The organism is Actinomycetospora rhizophila, assembly GCF_042657905.1.
Taxonomy (GTDB): Bacteria; Actinomycetota; Actinomycetes; order Mycobacteriales; family Pseudonocardiaceae; genus Actinomycetospora; species Actinomycetospora rhizophila.
Genome location: NZ_JBHSKG010000010.1, coordinates 104,203 through 119,306 on the forward strand (window position 1 = coordinate 104,203; position 15,104 = coordinate 119,306).

17 protein-coding genes and 1 pseudogene are annotated in these 15,104 nt (G+C 75.1%); 5 read left to right on the forward strand and 13 right to left on the reverse strand.

Features of this window, described 5'->3' with window-relative positions; translation table 11 throughout:
• The first annotated feature begins 95 nt into the window (after positions 1–95).
• Positions 96–587 (forward strand): DUF1059 domain-containing protein, encoded by a 492-nt coding sequence (locus ACFPK1_RS19090; RefSeq protein WP_378022516.1) that lies wholly within the window; start codon positions 96–98, stop codon positions 585–587.
• A gap of 9 nt (positions 588–596) precedes the next feature.
• Here ACFPK1_RS19090 and mutM read toward each other — a convergent pair whose 3' ends face one another.
• The 6 genes from mutM to coaD form a co-directional block, all read right to left on the reverse strand.
• The gene (gene mutM, locus ACFPK1_RS19095; protein ID WP_378022517.1) at positions 597–1,481 is read right to left on the reverse strand and encodes a bifunctional DNA-formamidopyrimidine glycosylase/DNA-(apurinic or apyrimidinic site) lyase; all 885 of its coding nucleotides are present in this window, start codon (positions 1,479–1,481) and stop codon (positions 597–599) included.
• Positions 1,474–2,208 carry a ribonuclease III gene (rnc, locus tag ACFPK1_RS19100; protein WP_378022518.1) on the reverse strand — a complete coding sequence of 245 codons (735 nt, stop codon included), beginning with the start codon at positions 2,206–2,208 and terminating at the stop codon, positions 1,474–1,476. The genes mutM and rnc overlap by 8 nt, the downstream gene beginning before the upstream one ends.
• A gap of 25 nt (positions 2,209–2,233) precedes the next feature.
• Positions 2,234–2,416 (reverse strand): 50S ribosomal protein L32, encoded by a 183-nt coding sequence (gene rpmF / locus ACFPK1_RS19105; RefSeq protein ID WP_378022519.1) that lies wholly within the window; start codon positions 2,414–2,416, stop codon positions 2,234–2,236.
• Between the two features lie 15 nt (positions 2,417–2,431).
• Positions 2,432–3,013 carry a YceD family protein gene (locus ACFPK1_RS19110; RefSeq protein WP_378022520.1) on the reverse strand — a complete coding sequence of 194 codons (582 nt, stop codon included), beginning with the start codon at positions 3,011–3,013 and terminating at the stop codon, positions 2,432–2,434.
• A gap of 71 nt (positions 3,014–3,084) precedes the next feature.
• Positions 3,085–3,846 carry an ATP synthase F0 subunit B gene (locus tag ACFPK1_RS19115; protein ID WP_378022521.1) on the reverse strand — a complete coding sequence of 254 codons (762 nt, stop codon included), beginning with the start codon at positions 3,844–3,846 and terminating at the stop codon, positions 3,085–3,087.
• A gap of 67 nt (positions 3,847–3,913) precedes the next feature.
• Positions 3,914–4,390: a pantetheine-phosphate adenylyltransferase gene (coaD, locus tag ACFPK1_RS19120; protein ID WP_378022522.1), complete on the reverse strand. Its 477-nt coding sequence runs from the start codon at positions 4,388–4,390 to the stop codon at positions 3,914–3,916.
• A gap of 37 nt (positions 4,391–4,427) precedes the next feature.
• Here coaD and ACFPK1_RS19125 point away from each other — a divergent pair, with 37 nt between their 5' ends.
• Complete coding sequence (locus ACFPK1_RS19125) at positions 4,428–5,090, forward strand: GNAT family N-acetyltransferase (protein WP_378022523.1); 663 nt, start codon at positions 4,428–4,430, stop codon at positions 5,088–5,090.
• Here the strand turns inward: ACFPK1_RS19125 and ACFPK1_RS19130 are convergent.
• A complete protein-coding gene (locus ACFPK1_RS19130; RefSeq protein WP_378022524.1) occupies positions 5,080–5,442 on the reverse strand; it encodes a hypothetical protein in 363 nt (120 codons plus the stop codon). The genes ACFPK1_RS19125 and ACFPK1_RS19130 overlap by 11 nt on opposite strands.
• 130 nt (positions 5,443–5,572) lie before the next feature.
• Here ACFPK1_RS19130 and ACFPK1_RS19135 point away from each other — a divergent pair, with 130 nt between their 5' ends.
• A complete protein-coding gene (locus ACFPK1_RS19135; protein WP_378022525.1) occupies positions 5,573–6,502 on the forward strand; it encodes a hypothetical protein in 930 nt (309 codons plus the stop codon).
• The gene (locus tag ACFPK1_RS19140; protein ID WP_378022526.1) at positions 6,499–6,717 is read left to right on the forward strand and encodes a hypothetical protein; all 219 of its coding nucleotides are present in this window, start codon (positions 6,499–6,501) and stop codon (positions 6,715–6,717) included. The genes ACFPK1_RS19135 and ACFPK1_RS19140 overlap by 4 nt, the downstream gene beginning before the upstream one ends.
• Positions 6,718–6,766: 49 nt before the next feature.
• Here ACFPK1_RS19140 and ACFPK1_RS19145 read toward each other — a convergent pair whose 3' ends face one another.
• The 3 genes from ACFPK1_RS19145 to ACFPK1_RS19155 all read right to left on the reverse strand — a co-directional run bounded on the left by ACFPK1_RS19145 (position 6,767) and on the right by ACFPK1_RS19155 (position 11,887).
• Entirely contained in the window at positions 6,767–7,648 is an 882-nt protein-coding gene (locus ACFPK1_RS19145) for a hypothetical protein (RefSeq protein WP_378022527.1), read from the reverse strand.
• A gap of 322 nt (positions 7,649–7,970) precedes the next feature.
• Positions 7,971–8,510 carry a 16S rRNA (guanine(966)-N(2))-methyltransferase RsmD gene (rsmD, locus tag ACFPK1_RS19150; protein WP_378022528.1) on the reverse strand — a complete coding sequence of 180 codons (540 nt, stop codon included), beginning with the start codon at positions 8,508–8,510 and terminating at the stop codon, positions 7,971–7,973.
• Complete coding sequence (locus ACFPK1_RS19155) at positions 8,507–11,887, reverse strand: pyruvate carboxylase (protein ID WP_378022529.1); 3,381 nt, start codon at positions 11,885–11,887, stop codon at positions 8,507–8,509. Before ACFPK1_RS19155 ends, rsmD begins: the two co-directional genes overlap by 4 nt.
• Before the next feature lie 122 nt (positions 11,888–12,009).
• Here ACFPK1_RS19155 and ACFPK1_RS19160 point away from each other — a divergent pair, with 122 nt between their 5' ends.
• Entirely contained in the window at positions 12,010–12,726 is a 717-nt protein-coding gene (locus ACFPK1_RS19160) for a hypothetical protein (protein ID WP_378022530.1), read from the forward strand.
• Between the two features lie 72 nt (positions 12,727–12,798).
• On the opposite strand, the gene ACFPK1_RS19165 is transcribed toward ACFPK1_RS19160, so the two are convergent.
• The 3 genes and pseudogenes from ACFPK1_RS19165 to ACFPK1_RS19175 form a co-directional block, all read right to left on the reverse strand.
• Positions 12,799–13,290, reverse strand: coding sequence for an alpha/beta fold hydrolase (locus tag ACFPK1_RS19165; RefSeq protein WP_378022531.1), 492 nt, complete (start codon positions 13,288–13,290; stop codon positions 12,799–12,801).
• A gap of 40 nt (positions 13,291–13,330) precedes the next feature.
• Positions 13,331–13,894, reverse strand: a pseudogene (locus ACFPK1_RS19170) (alpha/beta fold hydrolase); the annotation flags it as partial.
• A gap of 50 nt (positions 13,895–13,944) precedes the next feature.
• A complete protein-coding gene (locus tag ACFPK1_RS19175; protein WP_378022532.1) occupies positions 13,945–14,850 on the reverse strand; it encodes a C40 family peptidase in 906 nt (301 codons plus the stop codon).
• Positions 14,851–15,104 lie beyond the last annotated feature (254 nt).

Below are 15,104 nucleotides of genomic sequence, written 5' to 3' on the forward strand. Positions count from 1 at the left end.
CACCCGCTCGGCCTACGGAGCCCTCCGTATCGAACGCACGGGTCGCGACGGACTTCACTGATGCTCCGCCGTCCGTGCGACCCGAGGAGACCGCCATGCCACGCCGGATGCTCGACTGTCGTGAGGTGCCCAGCGACAACGGCTGCACCCTGACGCTCACCGGCGAGGAGGCCGAGGTCCTCGAGGCCGGGGCGGCCCACGCGGTCGCCGTGCACGGTCACACCGACGGCGAGGAGCTGCGCTCGGGGCTCCGCGCGCACCTGCGCGATGCCCCCCAGGCGACCGGAGCGGGCGCGTTCGTGCAGCTCATCGAGTTCCGGACCCAGCAGTACGACGAGATGGACTCGCTCATCGACGGGTGGATGTCCGAGATCGGCGCCGACCGCACCGCGCGCTGGATGGTGATGGGCCGCGACCTCGACCGCGACGGCACCTACGTCGAGGTCGTCGAGTTCCCGAGCGCCGAGGAGGCGAAGAAGAACTCGGACAGCCCCGTGACCACGGCGTTCGCCGAGAAGATGACGGGCATCTGCGACGGCCCGGCGTCCTTCCGCAACCTCGAGGTCGTGCGGGCCGAGACGCCGTAGACCCACGGATCAGATGTGCCGGCGGCGGGGGCGGGGCTGGCAGGTCGGGCACCAGAACGACGAGCGGTTCATGAACGCCTCCCGCCGCACCGAGGTGCCGCAGCGCGGGCAGGGGCGGTCCTCCTGCCCGTACACCGCCAGCGCGCGGTCGAAGTAGCCGGAGTCGCCGTTGACGTCGACGTAGAGCGCGTCGAACGAGGTGCCGCCGGCCGCCAGCGCCTCCCCCATGACCTCGCCCGCCGCCGCGAGCAGGCGCCGGCCCTCGGGGCGCGAGAGCGTGGCCGTCGGGCGCTCGTAGTGCAGCTTCGCCCGCCACAGCGACTCGTCGGCGTAGATGTTGCCGATGCCCGAGACCAGGGTCTGGTCGAGCAGGGCGCGCTTGAGCCCGGTGCGCCGCCGGCGCAGGTCGCCGATCGCCGTCTCGGCGTCGAACGCCGGGTCGAGGGGGTCGCGGCCGATGTGGGCCACGGGCACCGGCAGGGCGTCGGGCCCGGTGACGTCGGTGACCGTGAGCCCGCCGAACGTGCGCTGGTCGACGAACCGCAGCTCGGGACCGTCGTCGTCGAACCGCAGCCGGATGCGCAGGTGCTTCTCGTCGAGCCGGTCCGCGGGCTGGACGAGCAGCTGGCCGCTCATCCCGAGGTGGGCCAGCAGCGCCGATTCCACCTCGCCGTCCGGGCCGGCGGTGTCCCCGAGCTCGAGCCACAGGTACTTGCCGCGCCGGCGGGCGGCGCGCAGCACGCGACCGCCGAGGCGCTCGCCGAGCTCGGCGGCGCCGCCGGCCTGCCGGCGGACCGAGCGGGGGTGGGTGACCTCGACGGACTTCACCCGGCGGCCGAGGACGTGGTCGGCGAGACCCCGCCGGACGACCTCGACCTCGGGGAGCTCAGGCACCGCCCGCCGGCGTCCCGTCCGAACCGTCGAGGTACTGGTAGGCCGCGCGGGCGGCCTTCTGCTCGGCTTCCTTCTTGGTGCGCCCGACGCCGGTGCCGCGCTCCTGGCCGGCGACGACCACCGTGGCGGTGAAGGTCTTGAGGTGGTCGGGGCCCTCGTCGACCATCCGGTACTCGGGCACCCCGAGGTCGGAGGCGGCGGTGAGCTCCTGGAGGCTCGTCTTCCAGTCGAGCCCGGCCCCGAGCAGCGGCGCGGTGCGCAGCAGCTCGCCGAACAGGCGCTCGACGACCCGGCGCGAGACCTCGATGCCGTGCTGCAGGTGGACCGCACCGAGCACCGCCTCGACGGCGTCACCGAGGATGCTCGGCTTGTCGCGCCCGCCGGTCATCTCCTCGCCCCGGCCGAGGTGCAGGCGGTCGCCGAGCCCGAGCTCGCGGGCGACGCCGGCGAGCGCGTGCATGTTGACGACGCTGGCCCGCAGCTTCGCCAGCTGCCCCTCGGGCAGGTCGGGGTGCTCGCGGTAGAGCCGCTCGGTGACCACGACGCCGAGCACGGCGTCGCCGAGGAACTCCAGGCGCTCGTTGGTCGGTAGCCCGCCGTGCTCGTAGGCGTACGAGCGGTGCGTCAGGGCGAGCTCGACCAGCTCGGGGTCGAGATCGACCCCGAGCACCTCACCGAGGGTGGGCTCCGTCGGGTTCTCCGCCGGCTGCGTGCTCGACGCCGTCATGCCGCGGGCCTGTCCGGGACGGCCCTCAGGCCGGGGTGACGGCCCGGCGGCCGGCGTACTGGCCGCAGTGGGGGCACGCCACGTGCGGCGGCTTCGGCTTGGCGCAGGCCTTGTTGGGGCACGCCATCAGCTGCGGGACGGACGCCTTCCACTGCGAACGGCGGGCGTGGGTGTTCGCGCGGGACATCCGGCGCTTCGGGACGGCCACTTCGGTCAGCTCTCCTCAGTTCTCGTTACTGCTTGCGCCGCCGTACTTCTCCTGCAGCGCGGCCCAGCGAGGATCGATTGTCTCACGTGCCTCCCCGGCCGGGACGAAGGCCCACGCCTCGGGGTCGGGCGACTCCGGGCCCGGGCAGTCCTCGCGGCACAGCGGGGTGACGGGCAGCTCGAGCAGGACCGCGTCGCGCACGGCCGGCTCCAGGTCGATGCGCTCGTCGACGATGCGGCTGACCTCGTCGGAGTCCGCCGTGTCGTCGGTGACCGAGTCGGGGTAGGCGTACAGCTCGGTGAGGTCGACGTCGACGTGGTCGGTGAACGGCTCGAGGCAGCGCGAGCACTCGCCGCGCACGTCGGCCTCGACCGTGCCGGAGGCCAGTACGCCCTCCATCACCGACTCGAGGCGCAGGTCGAGGCGGATCGGCTCGCCGACGGGCACGCCGATCATGTCGAGACCGAAGCCCTCGGGCGCCGCGACGTCGCGCCGCAGCGTCTTCATCTGGCCGGGTCGGCGCAGCAGTTCGCGCGCGACGTCGACCACCCAGGGGCTGGTCGCGTCGACGGTGGGCTGGGGCTTCTCGCTCGTCATCTCTGGTCCCGACGGGGTAGCGCTCGGCAGCCGCAGGACGCGGCCCGACCGATCAGTCTACGCGAGCGGGATCAGGCGCCGAGACGCTCGCTCCACCGGCGCCAGCCCTCGCGCGGGGCGGCCTCGCGGGGCTCGCTCTCCTCGTCGTCGCGGCCGCGCGGCGGGCCGGCGGCGGCCGGGCCCGCGGGCGCGTTCATGCGCAGCTGGTGGCGGTGGCGCCCCACGGTGTCGAGCACCGACTCGAGGGTCTCGGAGAAGTCGGCGAGCGTGCCGTCCACGTAGTGGTCGCACTCGGCGCGACGGCGGTCGGCCTCGTCGGTGGCGGCGTCGACGAGCCGCTCGGCCTCGACGTGCGCGGCGCGCGTGACCTCGTGCGCCTCGACGAGACGGGCCTGCTCGGCGCGCCCGTCGGCCACGGAGCGCTCGTAGTTCTGGCGGCCGGCCTCGACCATGCGCTCGGCCTCGGCCTCGGCGCGCTCGGTGAGCTCGGCGTACTCGCGACGCCCGCGGCCCACGGTGCGCTCCGCCTCGTGCTCGGCCTCGGCGATCATCTGCTGGGCCTGCTCGCGGGCCTCGGCGAGCAGCCGGTCGGCCTCGGCCTGCGCGTCGGTCCGCGCGCGCTCGGCCTCCTCGGTCGCGTCCGCGACGAGCTTGTCGCGGTGGTCGAGGACGTCCTGCGCGTCGTCGAGCTCGCCCGGCAGCGCCTCGCGCACGTCGTCGAGCAGCTCGAGCACGTCGCCGCGGGGCACGACACAGCTGGTGGTCATGGGGAGTCCGCGCGCCTCTTCGCAGAGGGTCACGAGCTCGTCGAGCGCCTCGAACACGCGGTACACGGGGGTCAGTGTGCCGCCGCCGATCAGGCCGGACGGGGATTCGCCCCGCCCGTCGGCGTGTCGCGCCCTACTCCGCCAGGCGCCCGAGCAGGCGGCGGTGCACCTCGGGGTCCAGGAACGCCGCGACGTCCCCTCCCCCGCGCGCGACCTCCTTGACCAGCGAGCTCGAGACGTAGGAGTACCGCGGGTCGGTGATGAGGAAGACCGAGTCGACCCCGGTCTGGTGGCGGTTCATCTGGGCCATCGGCTCCTCGAACCCGAAGTCGATCGACGAGCGCAGACCCTTGACCAGCGCCGTGGCGCCGATCGCGGTGCAGTAGTCGACGACGAGGCCCTCGAACGCGTCGGTGCGCACGTTGTCGAGGCCGGCCAGGGCCGTGCCCAGCAGCTCGCGGCGCTCGTCGACGGTGAACAGCCCCTGCTTCGCCGGGTTCACGGCGACCGCGACGACCACCTCGTCGAACAGGGCCGCGGCCCGGGTGACGACGTCGACGTGCCCGAGGGTGACCGGGTCGAACGAGCCGGGGCAGACCGCGATCGCCATGGCCGCGATCATCGCAGAACCCGGCACGATGCCCTGCGTGGACGCCGACCTCCTGCGCGCCGACCTCGCGGCGCTCTACCCGCAGTACGGGCTGCGCGTGGCGCACCGGGGCACCGTGCTCCTCGCGCCGACCGACGAGGAACTGCTCGAGCTCGCCGACCTCGTCGCCGAGCCGGGCGGGATCGTGGAGCCGGGCCGCGCCGGTGAGCTCCTGGGCTGGCCCGAGGACGACGGCGCGGCCGCCGCCCGCCGGTTCCTCGAGTGGGCGTGGCGGCTGCGCGAGGCGCCGTCGGCCGCCCGCTGGCGGGCGCCGCTCGCGGTGCTCGACGGGGGCCGGGTGCTCGGGCTCGCCGTGCTGGCCCACGAGCTCGACGACCCGGCGGGCACCGTGCGCACCTCGTCGTGGCTCGCCCGCGCCGAGCAGGGCCGCGGGCTCGGCCGCCGCGTGCGCCTGATGCTGCTCGAGCTCGCGTTCGGGCCGCTGGGGATGATGCGCGCGGTCACCGCCGCCGCCGAGGGCAACGCCGCCTCGCGCCGCGTGACCGTCGCCTGCGGCTACCGCGAGACCCACCGCGAGACCGGCACCGACGGCGTCGTCGAGGTGCACGCGGCGGTGACCCCGGGCGCGTGGCGGCGCAAGCGCCTGCACGACGTCGACGTGGAGGGCGCGGACGCGTTCCTGGCGGCCGTCAGGTCGTGAACGCCGTGACCGTCGGGTCGGCGGGCCCGCCGCGGGCCTCGCGGTACACGATCGCGCCGTCGGGGTTCGCGACGCGCTGCCGGCTCCCGTCGGCGGGCAGGCCGGAGGCGTCCCGCCACGTCGAGCCCGCGGGGAGGCGCACGGCGAGCACCACCCGGGTGTCGATGCCGCCCTGGGTCTCGAGACGCGTGACCACCGCGCCCGGGGGCAGCGGGGCGAGCGCGGCGAAGCGCAGGGCGCGGTCCACCTGCTCGGCGGTCGGCGGGCCGGTGGGCGCGCGCTCGACCCCCGGTCCGCAGGCGGGCAGCACGAGCAGCAGGGCCAGGAGGCCCCCGAGGGCGGTCCACCGCACGCGGTGATGCTCTCAGAGCTGGTCACCGCCCTGTCCTCTGCGCCGTCGGGCGGGGTCCGCTGCGCCGACCGGGCCCGTTTCCCCGCCGGTCGCGGCGGCCCACCCTCGGGGCACCGAGCAGGAGGTACACATGGCTGACGGCTCCCCACGTCGCACCCGACGGACCAGCACACCGACCGGCGATCCCGACGGCGGCGCCCGGCGCTCCGAGGAGGAGCCGGCCGCACGCCCGGAATCGCGCACGGGATCGCGCACGGGATCGCGCACCGACGGGCGCCGGGCGTCCGGCGCGACGAGCAGGCGCACCGAGAGCGGGCGCGCGGAGGCGGGTGGTCGCCCCGACGTCTACCTCGACGTGCCCAAGCTCGAGGTCGAGCACATCGGGCTCAAGGTCGAGGACCTGCGCGCCAAGGTCTCCCTGCAGGCCGAGGTCCTGAACCTGCTCAAGCTCAACGTGGGCGTCGACGCCCAGCTGGGCTCGGTCGAGCTGGAGATCGACGGCGTGTCGGCCGAGGCGACGTTGAAGGTCCGCCTCGACGAGGTCGCCGGGATCATCGACCGGGTCCTCACCACCATCGACCGCAACCCGCAGATCCTCGAGACGATCGCGCGGACCGCGCAGGACGCCGTCCGTGAGGTCGGGTCGGGGGTCGGCGAGGCGGTCGGCGAGGTCGGGAGCGCCGCCGGCGACGCGGTCGGCGAGCTCGGGTCGCAGGCCGGATCGGCCGTCGGCGAGCTCGGCAGCTCCGTCGGCGAGGCCGCCGGCGACGCGGTCGGCAGCGTCGGCGACGCGGCGGGCGACGTCGCGGGCACCGCGACCGAGACCGTCGGTGGCGTGGCCGGGGACGCGACCGGGGCGGTCACCGGTGGCTCCGACGGGGAGGGAGCCGACGAGGGGGCCGGCGAGTCCGAGGCTCCGAAGGTCGTCCGGCGGCGGCGGTCTCCGCAGAAGTCCTCCGACGCGGGCGGCGGGGACGACGACGGGGGCTCCTCGTCGACGGCCTCGTCGCGGCGGGCCTCCTCGTCCCGTCCCCGGCCCGCGCGGCGGGCGAACGGGTGAGCGAGGACCGCGAGCCCGACATCGAGTTCCGTGCCTCGGTGCGCGCTCGCCGCCTCCGGTTCCACCGGGAGCCGCAGGTCCGGATCGACGCCACCCGTTCGGGGAGCCGGCGGGTCAACCTCCCCGACGAGGTCCGCCCGCACGTGACCTACGAGGACGTGCAGATCGACGAGGCGATCCTGTCGTGGGTCGAGGCGCCCGACGACCCGTCCTGACGACCCCGCTCCCGGGCGGCCGGCCCACGCCGACCGCCCGGGGCAGCGGTCAGCCGGTCGAGCCCGAGGCGGTCCGGCGGCGCGGCCGGGCCGCACGCTGGTCCTGGTCACCGGCCTCCTGCGAGGTCCGCGGACGCCGCGGCGAGCGCGGGCGCGCCGGCTCGTCCGTCCCGGACTCCGACGACCGGCGCCGACGTGCGCCCGCACCCCGGGCCGGCGGGGCGTCGGCCTTCTCCGCGGACGTCTCCTGCGAGGACTCCGTCGACTCCGTTGACTTCCCCCGCCCGCTGCGGCGCAGGTGGAACTTCTCGGCGAGCCCGTGGCGCTGCTCCCCCTCGCCCGCCTGCTCCGCGGTCTCGTCGACGTCGACGCCCTGGTCCCGGGAGCCACGAGTGTCGGTGTCCTCGTCAGTGTCCTCGTCGTCCTCGGCCTCGTCGTCGACGTCCTCGACGTCGTCGGGCTCGTCGTCGACGTCCTCGACGTCCTCGACGTCGTCGACCTCTTCGTCCTCGGCCTCGTCGTCGGTGTCCTCGACGTCCTCGGCCTCGTCGACCTCTTCGTCCTCGGCCTCGTCGTCGGTGTCCTCGACGTCCTCGACGTCGTCGACGTCCTCGTCCTCGACGTCGTCGACGTCCTCCGCCTCGGTCTCGTCATCGGCCCCGTCGTCGGCCTCGTCGTCGGCCTCCTCGACGTCCTCGGCCTCGTCCTCGGCCTCGTCGTCCTCGGCGACGTCGTCGGCCTCGTCGTCGGCCGCGAGCCCGGTGGCCCCCTCGTCGACCGCGTCCTGGTCGACGGTCTCGTCCCGCTCCTCGCGACGGCCGGTGTCGCGCGACTGCTCGTCCTCGGTCGTGATGTCGATCCGCACGGTGCGGCCGCCGATGACGACGGACCCGTGCAGGTCGATCGATTCGATGCCGAACGCTTCGGTCATGGGTGGTGGTCCTTCCCGGGGTGCCGGACGTCGCTGTCCGTGCTCGGACGCGCAGGCCGGGGTGGTCGACCCGTCGTCGGGGAGGCGGGTCTTCCCGGGCCGGCGGGGCACGACGCGACGTTCGCGGCCCCCGCGGCGAAGTGGCTCCGAGCGGCGCAGCGGGTGCGGCCCGCCACCGCGCCACGCTCCGTCCACCGTCACGGCGACGTCCGTCCGATCAGCGCGGAGGTGCCCGGCCGCACCCCGGCGTGTCGCACACCGAGCGTGTGGCGATCCCGGCGTCAGACGCCAGCAACGCCGCATCGCTCGCACCGGCGGTGCGTCACCCCACGGCGGTCGCGAGGTACAGGGTCGTCTCGCCGTAGGTGCGAGGGTCGTCGGGCTCGAGGCCCTCGGGCCACACCGGCGCCGGCGAGCGCGAGTCCCGCTCCACGACGACCACCGCGTCCCGGCGCGTCCAGCGCGGCAGACGCGCCAGGACGTCGTCGACGGGGTCGCCGTAGGGCGGGTCGACGAACACGAGGTCGACCGGCCCCGGCGTCCTCCTCAGGAAGGCGTCGACCGCGCTGCGGCGCACCAGCGCGCCGCGCACGCCCGCGACGCCCACGTTGCTCGCGATCACCGCACACGCCCGGGGGTCGCGCTCGACGAGGATCGCCGTGGACGCGCCGCGCGAGAGCGCCTCGATGCCCAGCGCGCCCGACCCCGCGAAGAGGTCGAGGACCTCGGCGTCCTCGATCGCCCCGCGCGCGTCCAGCGCCGAGAACAGCGCCTCGCGCACCCGGTCGGTGCTCGGTCGGGTGCCGGTGGGCGGCACGGCGATCTGCCGCCCGCCGGCCGTGCCGCCGATGATGCGGGTCACGAAGAGAGCACGACGACGAGATCCCCGCCCTCGACCTGCTGGACCGAGCCGATCGCGACACGCTCCACGGTGCCGGCGGTGGGCGCGGTGATCGAGGCCTCCATCTTCATCGCCTCGATCGTCGCCACGGTCGCGCCCGCCTCGACGCGGTCGCCCTCGCCGACCTGCAGCGTGACCACCCCGGCGAACGGCGCGGGCACGTGGCCCGGGTCGCTGCGGTCGGCCTTCTCGGCAGCCTTGACGTCGGTGTCGACGGCGCGGTCGCGCACCGACAGCGGGCGCAGCTGCCCGTTGAGCGACATCAGCACGGTGCGCATGCCGCGCTCGTCGGGCTCGGAGATGGCCTGGAGCTCGATGAGCAGCTGCACCCCGGTGTCGATGTCGACGGCGTACTCGCGCTCGGACTCCAGCCCGTAGAAGAACTCCTGGCTGCGCAGCACCGACGTGTCGCCGTAGGACTGGCGGTGCTCGCGGAAGTCCTTGGTCGGCCCGGGGAAGAGCAGGTCGTTGAGCGTCGCGGCCCGGTCGGCCTCGAGGCCCTTGCGGTCGTCGTCGGTGAGCTCGGCGAGCCCCGGCCGTTCCGTGCGGCCCTCGAGGGCGCGGGTGCGCAGCGGCTCGGGCCAGCCGCCGGGCGGGTCGCCGAGCTCGCCGCGCAGGAAGCCGATCACCGAGTCGGGGATGTCGAACCTCGACGGCTCCGCCTCGAACGCCGCCGGGTCGACGCCGGCGCCGACGAAGTGCAGCGCGAGGTCGCCGACGACCTTCGACGACGGGGTGACCTTCACCAGGTGCCCGAGCATCCGGTCGGCGGCGGCGTAGGCGTCCTCGACCTGCTCGAAGCGGTCGCCGAGCCCCAGCGCCACGGCCTGCTGGCGCAGGTTCGACAGCTGCCCGCCGGGGATCTCGTGGGTGTAGACGCGCCCGGTCGGCGACGCGAGCCCCGCCTCGAACGGCGCGTACACCTTGCGCACCAGCTCCCAGTAGGGCTCGAGCGCGTTGACGGCGTCGAGCGAGAGGCCGGTCTCCCGCGCGGAGTGGTCGGTGGCCGCGACGAGCGCCGAGAGCGAGGGCTGCGACGTCGTGCCCGCCATCGACGCGACCGCCGCGTCCACGGCGTCGACCCCGGCGTCGATCGCCGCGGTCAGCGTCGCGAGCTGGCCGCCGGCGGTGTCGTGGGTGTGGAGGTGCACGGGGAGGTCGAAGCGCTCGCGCAGCGCGGTGACGAGGGTGCGCGCGGCCGGCGGGCGCAGCAGCCCCGCCATGTCCTTGATGGCCAGGATGTGGGCGCCCGCGTCCACGATCTGCTCGGCCAGGCGCAGGTAGTAGTCGAGCGTGTAGAGCTGCTCGCCGGGATCGGAGAGGTCACCGGTGTAGCAGAGCGCCACCTCGGCCACGGCGCCGCCGGACGCGCGGACGGCGTCGATGGCCGGGCGCATCTGCCCGACGTCGTTGAGCGCGTCGAAGATCCGGAAGATGTCGATGCCGACCCGGGAGGCCTCGGCGACGAACGCGTCGGTGACCTCGGTCGGGTAGGGCGTGTAGCCGACGGTGTTGCGCCCGCGCAGCAGCATCTGCAGGCAGAGGTTGGGGACGGCCCGGCGCAGGCGGGCGAGGCGCTCCCAGGGGTCCTCGGTGAGGAAGCGCAGCGCCACGTCGTAGGTGGCGCCGCCCCAGCACTCCAGCGAGAGCAGCTCCGGGGTGGTGCGCGCGACGTGCGGGGCGACGTCGACGAGGTCGCGAGTGCGCACGCGCGTGGCGAGCAGCGACTGGTGGGCGTCGCGGAAGGTGGTGTCGGTGACCGGCACGCTCGTCTGCGCGCGCAGCCAGGACGCGAAGCCCTCGGGCCCGAGCTCGCCGAGGCGCTGGCGCGAGCCGTCCGGCGGGGCGGCCTTCAGGTCGACCGCGGGCAGCTTCTCGCGGGGGTCGATCAGGCGCGGGGGCTCGCCGTAGGGTCTGTTGACGGTGACGTCGGCGAGATAGGTCATGAGGCGGGTGCCGCGGTCGGCGGGCGCCCGCGCCGCGAGCAGGTCCGGGTGCTCGGCGATGAACGACGTCGTCACCCGGCCCTCGCGGAAGTCCGGCTCGTCGAGCAGGGCCATCAGGAACGGGATGTTGGTGGCGACGCCGCGCACCCGGAACTCGGCGAGCGCCCGGCGGGCCCGGCGCACCGCGGTGGTGAAGTCGCGCCCGCGGCACGTGACCTTGACCAGCAGCGAGTCGAAGTGCGCGCTGATCTCGGCGCCGGCGTACGCGGTGCCGCCGTCGAGCCGCACGCCCGACCCGGACGCCGAGCGGTAGGCCGAGATCATCCCGATGTCGGGGCGGAACTCGTTGGCGGGGTCCTCGGTGGTGATGCGGCACTGGACGGCGAACCCGTGCAGGGCCACCGTGTCCTGCGAGAGCTCGAGGTCGGCGAGGGTCTCCCCCGACGCGATGCGCATCTGGGCGGCGACGAGGTCGACGTCGGCGACCTCCTCGGTGACCGTGTGCTCCACCTGGATGCGGGGGTTCATCTCGATGAAGTGGTGGTTGCCCTCGCCGTCGAGCAGGAACTCGACGGTGCCCGCGTTGACGTAGCCGATCGCCTCGGCGAACTTCACGGCGTCCGCGCAGATGCGCTCGCGCAGCTCGGGGCCCAGGTGCGGGGCGGGCGCGATCTCCACCACCTTCTGGTGGCGCCGCTGCACCGAGCAGTCGCGCTCGAAGAGGTGCATGACGTGCCCGTCGCCGTCGGCGAGGATCTGCACCTCGATGTGGCGCGGGTCGACCACGGCCTGCTCGAGGATCACCGTGGCGTCGCCGAAGGCGCTCGAGGCCTCGTTCATCGCGGCCTGCAGCGCGTCGCGCATGCCGCCGTGCTCCTTGACCAGCCGCATGCCGCGCCCGCCGCCGCCGGCGACGGCCTTGACGAAGAGCGGGTAGGTCATCGTCTCCGCCGCGGCGAGCAGCGTCTCGAGGTCGTCGGAGGGGTCCGACGAGTCGAGCACCGGGACGCCGGCCTCGCGGGCGGCGGCGACCGCACGGTGCTTGTTGCCGGCCATCGCGAGCACGCGCGGGGGCGGGCCGATGAAGGTGATGCCCGCCTGCTCGCACGCGGTGGCGAGCCCGGGGTTCTCGGAGAGGAACCCGTAGCCGGGGTAGACGGCGTCGGCGCCCGACCGCTGCGCCGCGGAGATGATCTCCTCGATCGAGAGGTACGCGCGGACCGGGTGGCCGACCTCGCCGATCTGGTAGGCCTCGTCGGCCTTGAGGCGGTGCTCGGAGTTGCGGTCCTCGTGCGGGAACACGGCGACGGTGGCCGCGCCCAGCTCGTAGGCGGCCCGGAAGGCCCGGATCGCGATCTCGCCACGGTTGGCGACGAGCACCTTGCGGAACATCGAGCGACACCCTCCTGCCGTCACCACCCGGCACCCGGGCCGGCGGAGGTTATCGCGCTCCCGGCGCCGCGCAGCAGTGTCGTGCGGTATCAAGGAGGGCAGGAGAAGCTGAGGAGGACATCGTGGACCGACCCCGACGTTCTGCCGCGCCCTGGCTGTACGGCCTCGCCGGGCTGCTCACCCTGCTCTCACCGGTGATCTTCCTCGCCGTGTGGGTCGCCGCGGGCGACATGCAGGGCCTCGGGGTCGCGCTGCTCGCCGCCGTCGCCGACCTCGTCGCCGCCGTGATCGCCGCCGTCGTCGCCACCGTGATCGCGGTGCGCCGGGGTGTCACGCGGGTCCGCACGGTGGTGCACGGCCACCCGCAGGGCCGCGTCGGGCGCCTCGCCGAGCACGACGCGGCGCGCTGGCACCTCGCCCGCGACCGGTTCGCGTCCCTGCAGGCCGAGTACGCCGCCTTCGAGGCCGATCGCCACGCCGTGGCCGCCCGCCCGGCCCTCGCCGACGTCACCGTCCCGGCCACCGCGCGCTTCGTGCAGGCGATGGGCGACGCCGAGTTCCTGGCCACCGACCAGGAGCCCGCCGGCCCCCGGCGCGCCGAGTTCGCGGCCGCCGTCGACCGCGCCGCCTCCGCGTGGGAGGACGCCCAGCGCGTCGCCGAGGGCCTCGCGCAGGCCCGGCGGACCGGCGAAGCTCCGCCGGCCCGCGAGACCCTCGCCGTCGACCCCGCTCCCCCGCGCGTGAACCCGCCCGGGTCGGAGTACACCCAGGCCGCCGACGCCGTCCGGCGCGCCGCCGTCCGGGGCGCCAAGGACCTGCGCGACCGCCTGCGCGCCTGAGGTTCTGCAGCGCCTGGGTTGTTGCAGCGAACGCGCTGTTCGCTGCTTCTACGCGCACGAACTCCCCGTTGATCACCGAGGCTCGTCCCGGACGGCGTCGGCGAACGCCGCCGGCTGCTCGATTTGCACGTAGTGCCCCGCGCCCGGCACGACGACCACGCGCCGCTGCGGCGCCCGCGGCGTGACCGTCGCGACCGTGAGGTCGGGGACGCCGCCGGCCACGACGAGCACCGGCGTCGCCAGCAGGCGGGGATCAGCACGCTGGGCCGCGGCGTCGCGGTCGAGCGCCCGGTAGCGGCCCATCGCGGCGTCGAGGCGCCCCGGCGGCGCGTACGCGGCGACCGCCTCGTCGACGGGGAAGGCCGGCGTGGCCGTGAAAGCGCTGAGGAAGGCGGGGAGCCGGTCCCGCTGCGCGGTCTCGACCGCGCCGGGCGGGGCCTCGCCGAAGGCCCGCAGGTGCGGCGGGCCGAGCTCGGCGAGACCGAATCCGGGGACGCCGCCGCCGGAGAGCACGAGGCGGGCCACCTGATCGGGGCGGCTGCGGGCCCAGGCGAGCGCCGTCATCGCGCCCAGGTCGTGCCCGACGACGGTCGCCCCAGGCGAGCGCCGTCATCGCGCCCAGGTCGTGCCCGACGACGGTCGCCTGCGGCAGGCGCAGGGCCGCGGCGAGCTCCGTGAGGTCCGCGGCGAGATCGGCGGTGGCGTAGGCGTCCGTGCCGGGTGGGGCGAAGCCCGAGCACCCGGCACCGCGCAGGTCCGGGACGACGACACGGTGGTCGACGGCGAGGTCCGTCGCGACGGCCCGCCACGTCGCCGCGGTCTCCGGGAAGCCGTGCAGGAGCACGACCGGCGGGGCGTCGACCGGCCCGGCCAGCGTGACCTGCAGGCGGGTAACGGCGGTCTCGACCGTGCGCACGACCGCCCCGGGCACGGCGGGAACACACGGCCCCGGTGCGGGCGACACACCGCACGAACAGATGACGGCGACGATCACCAGCAGCGCTGCGCCGAACGGCGGACAGCGCTCGGGACCGGCTCGCACACGGTGAGGGTGACCGGCGATCGCGCGAAACAGACCGATCGGCCCGGAATCGGTGTTTGTGGCGTGCGCGACGGGGCTATCCCCGGCCCACGGACTCGGTGAGTGGGAGCTGGGGAGCCTCCGCACACCACATGGTCCGGGCCCGTCGTTCGGGGCGACGGGCCCGGGCCCTTCTCCTAGGCCAGGCGCCGGATCGTGTTCAGGTCGTCCATGCGCCGCTCGACGTTCGAGATCTTCACGTCGGAGCCGGTCTGCGGAGCCTCGATCATCTTGCCGTCGCCGATGTAGATGCCGACGTGGCTGACCGGGCTGTTGAAGAAGATGAGGTCGCCGGGCTGCATGTTGGCCTCGCTGACCTCCTGGCCCTCGGTGGCCTGGGCCCGCGAGGTGCGCGGCAGCTCGATGCCGGCCTTCTCGAACGCCCACTGCGTGAGGCCCGAGCAGTCGAACCCGTCCGGGCTCGTGCCGCCCCAGACGTAGGGCACGCCGAGCTGGGCGCGCGCGGCCGAGATGGCCTGCTGCGCCACCGACGAGCCGGCGCTCGAGGCCTGCGGCTCCTTCTTCTCCGACCGGTCGGAGGAGGCGGCGGCCTGGCGCTCCTGCGTCTGCTGGGCCGTGCGGGCGGCCGCGGCGCGGGAGTCCGGCGAGTCGTGCTTGATCGACGAGGCACCCGCGGCGGGCTGGTTGACGACGGGGAGCACCGACGAGGTGACGGCGCCCGTGTCGTGCGCGGCCGGAGCGATCGCGAGGTTCGCGGAGGCCAGCTGCGGGTCGAGCGCGTGCTCACCGGTGGCGGGCGCGTCGTCACCGCCGACGAGGCCGTGGGTGGCCAGGCCACCGGCGGTCGCGACGGCCCCGAGGGCCGCGAGGGACAGCCCGGCGGTGCGCGCAGCACGCGAGAGCGGGTGGGCCGTCGGCGCCTGCGGGGCGCCGTCCGGACGTCCGTGGCGTCCCTGGCCGGACCGCGTGCGGCGCTCGGCGGGGATGACGCCCATCGAACCGGTCGTCGCGTCCTCGGGCGCCCGGTGGCGTCCCTGGGCGCGAGGGGGGACCTCAGCGATCTCGGGCAGCACAGCCGTCATGCGTGGACTCCACGTCCGCCGGGCGGCTCGCGACGGACCGGCGCCGTGGGGACGGCTCCGGGTCCGTGGACGGCGTGCCGCTGGGGAGCTGCGGCGCGACGTCGGTCACCCGCCCCGTCCTGGGTGGTCGTGCGCTCCGGGGAGGCCGCCGGACGGGGAGTCGGACGAAGCGGCCGAGCGCGCCGCCCCGCTGATGCCGGGCGACCACCAGAACGTAACCGATCCGTGACCCCCGGACGCCACGCCACGCCGTC